15 protein-coding genes are annotated in these 12,775 nt (G+C 32.0%); 13 read left to right on the forward strand and 2 right to left on the reverse strand.

The genetic code is table 11. From position 1 onward, the window contains the following. Positions 1-12: 12 nt before the first annotated feature. The 10 genes from A7L45_RS22495 (at position 13) to A7L45_RS02930 (ending at position 8,966) form a co-directional block, all read left to right on the forward strand. A complete protein-coding gene (locus A7L45_RS22495) occupies positions 13-174 on the forward strand; it encodes an oleate hydratase (protein WP_169829554.1) in 162 nt (53 codons plus the stop codon). A 57-nt stretch (positions 175-231) separates the two neighbouring features. Next, complete coding sequence (locus tag A7L45_RS02895; RefSeq protein WP_084647328.1) at positions 232-1,026, forward strand: acetoacetate decarboxylase family protein; 795 nt, start codon at positions 232-234, stop codon at positions 1,024-1,026. Between the two features lie 68 nt (positions 1,027-1,094). Then, positions 1,095-1,958, forward strand: coding sequence for an SDR family NAD(P)-dependent oxidoreductase (locus tag A7L45_RS02900; RefSeq protein WP_071611378.1), 864 nt, complete (start codon positions 1,095-1,097; stop codon positions 1,956-1,958). A gap of 246 nt (positions 1,959-2,204) precedes the next feature. Further along, positions 2,205-2,360, forward strand: coding sequence for a hypothetical protein (locus A7L45_RS23050; RefSeq protein WP_162855514.1), 156 nt, complete (start codon positions 2,205-2,207; stop codon positions 2,358-2,360). Between the two features lie 354 nt (positions 2,361-2,714). Beyond that, on the forward strand, positions 2,715-2,942 hold the full coding sequence (locus A7L45_RS02905) for a hypothetical protein (protein ID WP_071611379.1): 228 nt from the start codon (positions 2,715-2,717) through the stop codon (positions 2,940-2,942). Positions 2,943-3,022: 80 nt separating this feature from the next. Beyond that, complete coding sequence (locus A7L45_RS02910) at positions 3,023-4,861, forward strand: APC family permease (protein WP_071611380.1); 1,839 nt, start codon at positions 3,023-3,025, stop codon at positions 4,859-4,861. Between the two features lie 69 nt (positions 4,862-4,930). Next, positions 4,931-6,562, forward strand: a complete 1,632-nt coding sequence (locus A7L45_RS02915) for an ATP-binding protein (protein WP_071611381.1) — start codon at positions 4,931-4,933, stop codon at positions 6,560-6,562. Beyond that, on the forward strand, positions 6,531-7,232 hold the full coding sequence (locus tag A7L45_RS02920; RefSeq protein ID WP_071611382.1) for a response regulator: 702 nt from the start codon (positions 6,531-6,533) through the stop codon (positions 7,230-7,232). The genes A7L45_RS02915 and A7L45_RS02920 overlap by 32 nt, the downstream gene beginning before the upstream one ends. A 185-nt stretch (positions 7,233-7,417) precedes the next feature. Further along, positions 7,418-8,524, forward strand: a complete 1,107-nt coding sequence (locus A7L45_RS23665) for a cell wall hydrolase (protein ID WP_071611383.1) — start codon at positions 7,418-7,420, stop codon at positions 8,522-8,524. 235 nt (positions 8,525-8,759) lie between these two features. Next, complete coding sequence (locus A7L45_RS02930) at positions 8,760-8,966, forward strand: hypothetical protein (protein WP_071611384.1); 207 nt, start codon at positions 8,760-8,762, stop codon at positions 8,964-8,966. An 80-nt stretch (positions 8,967-9,046) separates the two neighbouring features. On the opposite strand, the gene A7L45_RS02935 is transcribed toward A7L45_RS02930, so the two are convergent. Then, the gene (locus tag A7L45_RS02935; protein WP_071611385.1) at positions 9,047-9,250 is read right to left on the reverse strand and encodes a cold-shock protein; all 204 of its coding nucleotides are present in this window, start codon (positions 9,248-9,250) and stop codon (positions 9,047-9,049) included. Positions 9,251-9,267: 17 nt separating this feature from the next. Beyond that, positions 9,268-9,432, reverse strand: coding sequence for a hypothetical protein (locus tag A7L45_RS23055; protein WP_169829555.1), 165 nt, complete (start codon positions 9,430-9,432; stop codon positions 9,268-9,270). Positions 9,433-9,714: 282 nt separating this feature from the next. On the opposite strand from A7L45_RS23055, the gene A7L45_RS02940 reads away from it, so the two are divergent. The 3 genes from A7L45_RS02940 (at position 9,715) to A7L45_RS02950 (ending at position 12,775) form a co-directional block, all read left to right on the forward strand. Beyond that, positions 9,715-11,157 carry a multicopper oxidase domain-containing protein gene (locus A7L45_RS02940; protein ID WP_071611386.1) on the forward strand — a complete coding sequence of 481 codons (1,443 nt, stop codon included), beginning with the start codon at positions 9,715-9,717 and terminating at the stop codon, positions 11,155-11,157. Between the two features lie 185 nt (positions 11,158-11,342). After that, a complete protein-coding gene (locus tag A7L45_RS02945) occupies positions 11,343-12,050 on the forward strand; it encodes a lantibiotic protection ABC transporter ATP-binding protein (protein WP_071611387.1) in 708 nt (235 codons plus the stop codon). Next, positions 12,050-12,775, forward strand: a complete 726-nt coding sequence (locus A7L45_RS02950) for a lantibiotic immunity ABC transporter MutE/EpiE family permease subunit (protein WP_071611388.1) — start codon at positions 12,050-12,052, stop codon at positions 12,773-12,775. Before A7L45_RS02945 ends, A7L45_RS02950 begins: the two co-directional genes overlap by 1 nt.

A 12,775-nucleotide genomic window follows, 5' to 3' on the forward strand; every position in this document is an offset into this window, starting at 1 on the left:
GAGGGGGTTAAAATGAAATTCAATTTTGATCAAACTATCGATGTAGAAAAAATGAATGCTTATATGGTTGGTGCTCGACTTGCATCACTGACTGCTGCAATATTTTTAATTAGAGATGGTAATTTTCCAGGAAAAAATATTCATATATATGAACAATTAGGTGTTATAGGTTGAAGCATGTTAATGTTAAAGAAATAATTTTGAACCATAAAATATAGGGAGGTATCAATAATGAATAGTTTTATAAAGGATCCAAATGATATTAAAAAATATTGTAGTAAACCAACAACTTTTTACAATGCGCAGATGCTTACTGCTTATTGGGAAACAAAGCCTGAAATTATTGCACGGTTACTCCCAGCACCTCTGAAGCCAGCTAAAAGACCTTTAGTAAGTGCTTTTGTAGCAAATTATCCTAGAACAAATTTTTGCGCTGCATATAAGGAAACAGCTTTACTTATATTAGCAGATTACAATGGTCAAATTGGAACCTATTGTATTTCAATGCAGGTAAGTGATGGCATGGCTATGGCACTTGGAAGAGAAATTTATGGTTTTCCAAAGAAACTGGCAGAAATTAAATTTAAGAGAGAAGGAGATACGGTTAATGGAAGTGTATCTCGAAATGGAATAGAATTCTTTAGTTTAAAAGCAAATCTTAATGAAAAATTCAATGACATAGACGGTAAGAAAATAATTGGTGATAATTATGGAAATATATTACCTATATACAACTACAAATATTCTAAGTCGCCAGATGGCAGTGGATTCGACTTAAAACCACGACTTATAGAGCAAGGGGAAACCATGGATACCACACTGTTTAAAAATGGAGAAGTTGAGATGAATCTTAAGGATTCACCACATGACCCTTGGGCAGAATTAGAGGTTGTGAAGATGTTAGGTTGCACATACACCGAAGGGACAACAGTACTTTTAAGGGGTAAAGTATTGGAAGAAGTAGATCCAATGGCATTTATACCTTATTCAAATACAAGATGGGACTGGTGGGAAGACACTTTATAATATAAAATCAAGTCATTATTATTCCAAAGAGGTTAAAATACTGGTTATGTTTAAGGAGGATTTGTATTATGAAGGACTTTAAAGGCAAGGTAGCAGTTATTACAGGTGGGGCAAATGGAATAGGCCTTGCAATCGCTAAGGAATGTGCGAAAAGATCAATTAAGATAGTTATAGCAGATATTGATGGAAGTGACTTAAAAAGAGCGGAAAAGCAACTTAAGGCAGAAGGTGCAGATGTACTAGCCGTCGAAATGGATGTCATGAAATTTGAAGACATGGAGATGCTTGCCAAGATAGCTCTTGAAAAATTTCATCATATAGATCTATTATTTAATAATGCGGGTGTTGTAGTTGCAGGACCAGCTTGGTTACTATCTTTAAACGACTGGGAATGGATTATGAAAGCTAATGTTTGGGGCGCTATACATGGTGAAAAAGTATTCATTCCAATAATGCTAAAACAGGATACAGAGTGCTATATTGTTAATACTTCTTCTGTAGCTGGGCTTTTGGATCTGAATGGAATGTCAGCATACCATACTTCGAAATTTGCAACAGTTGGGCTTTCTGAATCTACTTATTTAGATCTTCAGTGTCAAACAGATAAAATAAAAATGTCTGTGTTCTGTCCAGGATTTATCCAGACAGATCTTGATAATTGTGAAAGACACAGACCAAAGAAATATGCAAATGACATGAGTCAGCTTTATTATCAAAGTGATTTGTATAAAGCAGAAGAGGGTCAGAAACATAAGGTTATCAAAGGTGGAATTCCAATTGACACAATTGGAGATACTATATTTAAGGCAATTGAGGAAGAAAAATTTTATATTCTAACACACCCAGAGTTAAATCCACTTATAGGTCTTAGAGTTAAAAATATGTTTGAAGGTGGAAGGCCATCTATGGATGTGATAAAAGGCGTTAAGTAATTTTAAAACAATAATATGATATGAAATAGGTACTGGGATATAATTCCTGGTACCTATTTTAAGTATGCACGAAACTAAAATATATATTAGTTAATAGGCATAACTCAAAGCGCTGTTTTTAGGGTATAATAATTATAAAATAATAAAACATACCTTCAAAATATTAATTACTAATATTAATTAGAAGGTAGCGGTTAGTTTTTTAATGAAAATTTTATAAAAAATAAAAAAAAGAAGGTAAAAAATATGAAAAATGATGTAAATAAAAACATGGAAATAATGAAAAAAATTATTGAAGAAAAGAAAGCAAAATCTTCACAGCAAAAAAACACTAGGAGACCACCAATATACGGACCACAAAGCTCAGGAGCAGGAAATGGTGGAGGTTTGGTTGGTAAATAATTTATAAGTAAGTTAACTTAATAGAATACACTAATGAAAAAATACCGTTAATAGTAGGATAATAAAACTACGATTAGGGGTATTTTTATTTCTTTTTTTTGAAAAGGATTAACTTATAATTTATGGGAATATGATGAATAAATAAAGTCGAATCATGAAATCTTAACACAATCTTTATACGTTTGGGCGTATCTTTATACTAATTTAGCATAAAATATATATTGAATTTGATATAATGTTTTAACTATCAAGTTTGTGAATAATATAATGAGATTATAGTTAGTAATTATTAAGATTAGTAAGGAAGTACGAGTGGTTAATAAGTAAGCTTATAATAAGGGGTGTGATTTTTTTATGGACAAGGTTTTAAATGCAATTCGTGAGTTTTATAAAGAAAATGGATATGATTATGTAAAGCCAATATATATAAATAGTTTAGTTGAAATTACAAAAGATGAAATATTAGAAATAGTGGAAGAACTTAAAGCTAAGGGTTATATAGTTGAGATAAGCTGGAAAGATGGAAACAAATGTGAATTTTATTTAAATGATCTTGGTAAACAAAAAATATTAAATATTTAATAGAATTATAAGAGAAATATAAAGAAATGCTATATAATAAATAAGAATTCAAGAATAAATTATATAATAGAGGTGTATATATGTTTTCAAAATTGAGAGAACTACTAATAGGAAAGACATTAAAAACAGAGGAATTAGAAGGAGAGAAATTAAATATTTTTTGGGGATTACCTATATTATCTAGTGACGCAGTTTCCTCCGTTGCATATGCAGGTGAGGAAATTTTAATCGTGTTAATTGGAGTTATGGGTTTTATGGCATATAGGTATATGTTTTATGCTGCATTGGGTATTGTTTTGTTATTAATTTTACTTGTGTTGTCTTATCGGCAGACAATTGACGCCTATCCAAATGGTGGTGGGTCATATATAGTTGCACATGATAATCTTGGCACAACTGCTGGACTTACTGCTGGAGCGTCACTTACTGTTGATTATATACTTACAGTTGCTGTTAGTATATGTGCTGGAACCGCTGCAATAACTTCAGCTATCCCATCACTTCTTAATCATAAAGTAGCTATAGCTCTTGTAATGCTAGTAATTTTAACAATTGGTAATTTAAGAGGAACGAAGGAATCATCTAAAATATTTGGAGTTCCAACATACTTGTTTATTGTTTCTTGTATAGTTCTTATCATAACCGGGGTTATAAGGCATTTTATTTTTGGATATTCACCAGTACCATTGTATTCAATTCCAAAGCAAATAGGTGACATTACATTATTCCTGTTTCTTAGAGCGTTTGCTTCAGGTTGTACTGCATTATCAGGTGTTGAAGCGGTAAGTAACGGGATTCCTAATTTTAAAGAACCATCACAGAAAAATGCAAAAGCTGTTTTAGCTTTACTTGCTTGTTTAGTTCTTTTTATTTTTGGTGGGTTATCCTTCTTATCAACAATTTATCAGCCAGTACCGGTTGCGAATATGACTGTGTTTGCTCAAATTGCTCAGCAAGTTTTTGGAAAAGGTATAATGTTTTATATTATTCAAGTCACCACTGCATTTGTTTTAGTAATGGCTGCAAATACAGCTTATGCAGGTCTACCATTGCTACTTTCTTTAATGGCACAAGATGGATATGTTCCAAGGCAATTTTCACAAAGAGGAAAGAGACTCAGTTTTTCAAATGGAATAATAGTACTTGCAGCAGCAGCTGGCATATTAATTATTGTGTTTAGAGGCGATACTCATTTGCTTTTGCCATTATATGCAGTAGGTGTATTTTTATCTTTTACACTCTCGCAAGTTGGAATGTTCCTCAAATGGACAAGGGGCAAAGAAGAAGGGTGGAAACATAAGGCAGTTATAAATGGATTAGGTGGTATTGTAACTTTTATTACAGTAATACTTATAGGTATAACAAAATTTGTACATGGGGCTTGGTTAGTTTTTATTATAATTCCGTTACTTGTGTATGTTATGTTAAAGATAAAAGATCATTATAATAAAGTAGTAAAAGAAATTAAATTATCTAATGATGAAAGACCTAATATTGGAATAAAGACAAATAACGATCAACATGTAATAATACTTTTAGGTACTTTGAATAAAACTTTTTTAAAGTCATTAAATTGTGCTAGATGCTTATCTAACAATGTAGTTGCCTTTCATGTATCGACTGATCCCGCAGCTACTGAAAAACTAAAAGTAAAATGGAAAGAATATAATCCGGGAATTCCATTAATAATCGAACACTCCGCATATAGAGACATTATAGAACCATTAATGAACTTTATAGAATCTGAGGATCGTGCATCAAAACATGGAGAAACAGTAACAGTAGTAATATCGCAATTTGTTATTACTAAGTGGTGGCACAATTTACTCCATAACCAAACAGGATATTTTCTAAAAAGCATGTTATATAAAAACAGAAATGTTGCAGTCCTCACTGTACCGTATATAATAAAAGAGTAGATACTCAAAAATCCTTAGTTTAGGCTAAGGATTTTTTAAAGTAAAGGCATTAAATATATTGGGAGAGGGATGGAAGAGTTGAAAAAAGGTGAATTTGACGAGAAGGTTTTCAAAGCTTTTAGTGAACATAAATATAATGGGTATGAAGAAATTAAACGCATATTTACCAATGCACTTGAAACCATCGTAATTATGACTTTATTCACTATGTTATCTCTGATATTTAGAAAAATTGGATTTCATGAATCAAATGTAATAATAGTATTTATTTTAGGGGTACTGTTTGTAGCAAGAAACACTGAGGGATATGTTTATGGTGTTTTGGCTGCAATAATTGGAGTGTTAGCATTTAATTATTTCTTTACTATACCGTATTATAGTTTTTTAGTTTACAGATCAGACTACCCAGTAACTTTTGTCGTTATGTTGATAGCCGCAATTATTACAAGCACTCTAACTACAAGGGTTAAAACACAAGTTAAGATATCTTTTGTACGTGAAAACAGGATGCGGATTTTATATAAAATCAACAATTTATTGCTTACGGGAAAAGATAAAAGACAAGTAGTGGAATCGTGTGGTAACAATTTAATTGATATGTTTAACAGAACTATTATGATAGCCATTGTAGATAATAAAAACGTTTTACAAAAATCAAACATTTATCTGTTTAATGATAAATATAATAAAGATATATTTGAGTCAGGTATTGAGATAGAAGGAGTACAAAGATGTTTTAAAACAGGTAAATCAGTAGGGATTGAAGCTGAAATTCCAATAGCTAGCGTTGGATATTATCATCCAATTACTGGACAAAACAAAATACTTGGAGTTATTGGGATAGCATGTTTTGAAAAAAATGCTTTATCAGAAAATGAAAAAATTCTTCTACAGTCTGTTTCTACACAAATGGCCTTAGCTATTGAAAGAGAAGATTTATATGAAAAGAAAAGACAGATAAATGTAGAAAAGGATAGAGAAAGGCTTCGCGGCAATCTTTTGAGGTCAATATCACATGATCTAAGAACTCCACTCGCTGGAATATTAGGATCTGTTTCTACCATTAGTGATAATTATGACGTGCTTGATAATGATACAAAAAAAGAACTTATACAAAACATTTATGAAGATACAAGCTGGCTAGTACATTCAGTTGAAAATATATTAAGTATGACGAGACTCGATGAAGGTAGGCTTGAAATTAAGAAAGATGTGGAGATTGTTGAAGAAATTATTTCAGAATCTATATCTAAAGTTACTAAGTTTTCAGGAAAGCATAATATTAAGACTGATTTACCAGAAAAAATGATTATATTATTTGTAGATGGATTATTAATAGAACAGGTGTTAATTAATTTAATTGATAATGCTATAAAATATACACAAAGTGATTCTATTATAGAAATCAAGGTTACACAAAAGGAAGAAGATGTATTATTTGAAGTATCGGACAATGGAAAAGGGATACCAAAAGAAGACATAGAATATATATTTGATAGATTTTATACCAAAACTAATGGTATTTCCTTGAAAAAACGGGGTATAGGACTAGGGCTTGCTATTTGTAAATCTATTATAGAAGCACATAACGGCCATATGGAAGCATTTAACAACTCAGTCGGTGGAGCAACTTTTAAATTTAGTTTACCTATAATAAGGAGTGATGGTAATGAATATAAAGCCTTTGATCTTAATAGTTGAAGACGATAAACCTATTCAAAAATTTATGAAAATTTCCCTTGAGGCACAGGGATATAAGTGTATGGAAACTGAGTCTGGGAATACGGCTATAACACTTATTTTTTCGCATAACCCAGATATAATAGTTTTGGACTTAGGGCTACCGGATATTGATGGACTCGATGTTATAGAGAAGGTAAGGGAATTTACAAAAGCTAAAATTATAGTCGTTTCAGCTCGTGGACATGAAAGAGAAAAGGTTGAGGTCTTAGATAGAGGGGCAGATGATTATTTGACTAAGCCATTTAGTGTAGCAGAATTTTTAGCTAGAATTAGAGTGGCATTAAGACATTTTAATCAAAATATTAATTTACAAGGAAATGAGTTATCTGTATTTGTGGTTAAGAATCTAAAGATAGATTTTGAAAAACGCAGAGTTACAATTTTAGATAAAGAAATACATTTAACGCCAATGGAGTATAAATTAATTGAGTTAATGTCAAAACATTCAGGACGGGTTTTAACTCATAGGTTCATAGTTGATGAGATTTGGGGGAATTATTTTGAAAATGATACACATTCGCTTAGAGTATTCATGGCCAATATAAGAAGAAAAATAGAAAGTGATCCTGCGCAGCCACAATATATATTAACGGAGGTTGGAGTAGGGTATCGTTTAATTGATGAATAATAATTTTTTAAGTATGTAACAAAGTTCATTCTACACCCTAACTTACTATTTTATTAATAAATTATGGAGAAAGAAGTTTAAAAGCCAATAATTGCTAATTATAGCTCTGTGTGTTATTATGTTCAGATGATAAAAACTTATAAACATAATATATAAATAGAATGTTATGTAGGGGGAATGGAGAATTGAATAAAAAATTAAATTCAGTTATGATGGCACTTGTAGTAATCATGTGTTTTAGTTTTACTAGCGTATATGCGGATTCCACGTCAGATAAGGCAAATATTCAGCAGGTTAAGGTTCAAAGAAGAAATCTTGAAAGTAAAGTAGAGATAATGAATAGTCAGCTTAAAACAATTATGGCTAAAATCAATAAGAATGAAACAAATATAACTATAGCGCAAAAAGATATTAAGCAAACAAAAGTGAAGCTTGTAAAAGCAGAGGTTGATATCAAAGCAGAACAGATCATTTTTGATAAAAGAATGAGAGCAATGTATATGAATGGCTCAGCAAGTTACATAGACATTATGCTAGGTGCAGATGGTATAGATGATTTCATATCTAGATTAGAAAATATCAAAACAATAGTAAACTTTGATCAAAAGGCTATTGGTGATATGAAAACAAAAGAGGCGTCAATTAATTTAAAGAAGGTAGCGCTAGAAAAAGGGAATACAAAGTTGCTTTCTTTAAGAGCTGATAACAAAGAGGATTTGGCTATTTTAACAAAACAAAAATCTGACCAAAATCTATTGGCGTTAAAACTAGATGCTCTGGAAAACAAGTATGGTGCACAATTAGTAATAGATGAGGCAATTGTAGCGAGACAAGCTTTAGAAGCTAAACAAGTGGGCAAAAGTGTCAAGGCGAGTAGTTCTAATACAGTACAAGATAGTAATATAGTAATCAAAAATGCAGCAATTAAATACACAGCAAGTGATTTGGACTTGCTAGCTAGGTTAATAACTGCAGAAGCTGGAGGAGAATCTTATAATGCTCAGGTTGCTGTTGGTGCAGTAGTTATAAATAGGGTTAGAAGTGGCAGTTTTCCAAACTCTATAAGTGCTGTTATCAATGATAAGGCAAATGGAGTATATCAATTTACACCAGTACTTAATGGTAACATTAATAGAACTGCACAGGCGGGGACCATGAAGGCTGCTATTGAAGCACTTAGCGGAACTGATCCGACTAATAATTCAATGTACTTTTATAGTGGAAGTACTCCTCCGGGTTCACCAAAATCAGCTTCTATAAGAATAGATCATTTAACATTTCTTGGCATGTAGTAAAACTGCATATAAAATATAGATAGTATATGCCCAAAAGGGAGTTCACTTTGTGAACTCCCTTTTAAAAGTCGAATGAAATTTTATTCGCAAAGATATATTCAATATCTTTATTGATTTTAAAAAAAATGAAAGTACATTAAAAATTTTAAATAGGGAAGTATAACTATAATATTAAGATTTTTTAGTATAAGTAATTATTTAATATCGAAAAGATATAAAGGGAGGAATATTCATGAATTGCTCAAAAATAAAAGAAATTAATGGAATAGATCATGTTGGAGATGTCCCAAGTGCGAAGAAAGGTATAATTGATTTTCTTTCTGGTGAGGACAGATTTAAAGATTCAGTACCAAAAGAGACACTTAATTCATACAAAAAAGGTCGCGAAATAGCAGTAGAAATTGAAAATATATTAAATGGTGATCAAAGAGCTTATTAAATTTTAATATTTTATAAAAATAGGTACAGAATTTTAATTCTGTACCTATTTTTATACAGCTAATCTACAATATTATTTTATTAAAACTTTTGAACGTTAGATGCTTGAGGTCCTTTTAGACCATCGACTACATCAAATTGAACTTCCTCACCCTCATGTAAATCTTTTCTTGGTCCTTCTTCTTTTATGGATAAATGGTGAACAAATACATCTTCACCGTCTTGAGCAGATATAAATCCATAACCTCTGTTAGCATCATACCATTTTACAATACCTGTTATCATAAATTTCATCCCCCTTGTTATTTATTATGTGATAATTTAGAACGTTTAGTAAATCTGTCATTATTTGCGTCTATTTTCTCACCATTTTCAATTCCAATGTCACCTCCATCATGTGGGAACATCTTTCTTAGTTCAGCATTACTTTTCTTATCAGATTTTAAGTGACTTTTATTGTTGTCCATAAATAGACCTCCTTTATTTTCTTATACAATATTAATATTTCCCTAATATTATAAAAATATATGTTCAAAAAAAATTATTAAAAATTGTATCGGATTCAAAAGCATATAAAATATTTTTGAAAAAATTATCTAAGGGTAGAGCCACTCTTACACAACCATCATATTATGAATTACAGATGAAGGCATGTATTTCAAGTTATTTCAAAAATGCTACATCTATGTATAAACTAATATATTGTTTTTAATATAGAACAAAATTAAACAAACAGGAGAGATGATAAAATGAGTGTTAGACATTATGTACTTGCTGCTACTGACGGTTTTATAGAACTTCCTACATCGCCCGAGCTACCACCTGTAGAGACAGAGCGTAGGAAAGTGTATGTATTTGGTTTTGTTGGTGGTCTATTTAAGATTAATAATAAAGTGGTTAATGAGGACCTTGATTGGACAAACCCATCTAACTTTCCCAAATTTAAAGAATTAATAGGAACTGCCACGATACCCTCACCTATGGTCTGTGGAAAAATTGGTGACAAAGTGTATATAACTTTAATAAATTTAGGAATGCCAACTGCAGGTATCATGGATACTCACACTGTTCATATGCATGGGGCTCATGTAGCCACTCAGGTGGATGGCTTTCCAGAAACATCTTTTGGAGTTCCAATGTGGATGGATTTTGATAGAAAACCACCTGTAGCGACTTATCTTTTCGATACTCAGCATGCAGGAACCTATATGTATCATTGCCATGTTGAAGCATCTGAGCATATCCAAATGGGCATGTATGGAGGCCTTGTTGTATACCCATCCATGAAAAGTCTTGCATTAGCAGGCATAACAAAATCACCAGGATGTGGATGGCTATATAAAGGAAAACTACAAGAGCATATTTCTAAAACTGCTACAAATAGAAATTTTGCATACAATGATATACGTTCATATTTTGATAAGGAATATGTAATGTTACTTTCAGATATAGATACCAGATGGCATGATAGCGTTGAGGCAGGTGGTAATTTTAATCCTGTAGATTTTAAACCTGACTTTTGGCTTGTAAATGGTCGTGCTTTTCCAGATACGTTACTTCCACACCCACTAACTTCAAAAGTTGGAAGTGGCAAAAAGGTTTCTCCGATTAACTATGAATCCTATGTGCATGTAAAAACAGGAGAGATGTTCCTGCTTAGAATGATTAATATGGGGTATCAGGTTGTACCGTGGCATATACACGGATGGCATTTTACAGTAGTAGGCAAGGATGCTGAACCAAGTCCATTTTTAATAATATCTGAAAAACTAGAATTACATGGACATGAGGGACTTGAAAGAGGTTTTACAGCTACAATAGGTTCAGGAGAAACATTTGACCTATTAATAGAGGCTGAAGATAAAAGACCAGAATATAGAAACTATATTGTAAATGGACAAGATTGTATAGCTTCAGTGTGCAAACAAATGCGTAAAATTAATATTATAGATCCTAATGCAATAGCGGACATTCCTACCCAGCCAGTAAACATTAATAATATACAAACAGTTAATTATGTAGAGATATGTAATGAACCTTCATGTGATAATGATAATTTTTTTCCTCAATTTTATCCTATGCACAATCATGATGACTATAAAGTTACTAACAATGGAGTCTATCCAGGAGGGCAATTGACCTATATTCAAACGGATGCTCCTGATAAGAAGCCTTGTCATACCAATGAGTAAATTTTAAATTAATAATGTATTAAAAACTTAAGTTAATTATTCTTTGCTCTACCTCATTAATAAGTACTAGTACTTATTAATGAGGTAGAGATTTTGTTTTATATTAATAGTGAAATCCTTATAGAATCCTTATAATTTCTTAGTATTATAAAACTATAGTAAACGAAAGGAAGATGATTAAGATTATGAATAATTATATTTTACAAACAAAAAATCTTTGCAAGACTTTTAAAAAACAGCGTGCAGTAAACAACATTTCACTGTCCATTGAGAAAAATTCTGTCTATGGATTGCTAGGACCAAATGGGGCTGGAAAATCAACTTTACTAAAAATGATTACAGGAATGCTTCATCCAACATCAGGAGAAATTATTTTTGAGGATCATGCTTGGAGCAGGAATGATCTTTCTAATATAGGAGTTTTGATTGAATCTCCACCTCTTTATGAAAATCTTACGGCGATAGAAAACCTCAAAGTACGAACTATTCTTTTAGGACTTCCAGATTCTCGTATTAAAGAAGTATTAGAAACGGTTGATTTGAAAAACACAAATAAAAAGCAAGCAGGACAGTTTTCTATGGGAATGAAGCAGAGACTTGGAATTGCAATTGCACTCCTGAATAAACCTAAATTGCTAATTTTGGATGAGCCTACAAACGGTCTAGATCCTCTCGGAATACAAGATTTACGTGAGTTAATACGTTCTTTCCCAGCGCAGGGAATGACAGTCATCCTCTCCAGTCATATATTGTCCGAGGTTGAACTTATTGCAGACCATATCGGCATTATAAGCAATGGGGTAGTCGGATATAACGGCAAAATCAACCCCGGCGAAGATTTGGAAGTACTTTTCACAGAGGTTGTGAAAAAGAATAGGAAGGAGGATTTATAATGCTTAAATATTTACAGGCTGAAAATTTGAAGTACAAGGGAACATTTCTAAAAAAACTGATTCTTATCGCACCTATAGTTACTTTGTTATTCGGAGCTTCATCTGGACAATGGTTTCAAGCCAATAGCTTCAATTGGTGGTACATGATGATACTACCGGGATATATTTCAATAATGGCAGTAATGACTAACGAAAAGGAGCAAAAAAAGTTGCGCTATAGGGCTGTATTTGGTCTACCAATTTCTTTGAAAAAAGTATGGATTTCAAAAGTTCTGGTAAATTGTATTTATATGACTCTCTCATGCATGATTTTGTCAGTTGGAATTATTTTAGGTGGCTACTATTTCTCTATTATAATCCCCTTTTCTCGAGTAATTGTCGCAGTAGTTTTGATCTCAGTTACATCTTTATGGCAAATTCCACTTTGTATGTTTTTAGCGAAGAAACTTGGAATGATAGGGGCTGTTTTGATAAATGTAGGGAGCTTGTTTGTATTAGGTGATTTGACTGTATTAACATCAATGTGGTGGATTTGTCCTTATAGCTGGACATCACGTATTATGTGTCCCGTTCTTGGATATCTTCCAAATGGACTTAAGGCAGAAATGGGATCGTCACTACTAAATCCGAGTGTGATTCCAATTGGAATTATTCTGTCCCTTATTCTGTTTACCTTATTATTAATTGTTACTGCTAATTGGTTTGGAAAACAGGAGGTTAATTAA

The sequence above is a fragment of the Clostridium estertheticum subsp. estertheticum genome, from assembly GCF_001877035.1.
GTDB lineage: Bacteria > Bacillota > Clostridia > Clostridiales > Clostridiaceae > Clostridium_AD > Clostridium_AD estertheticum.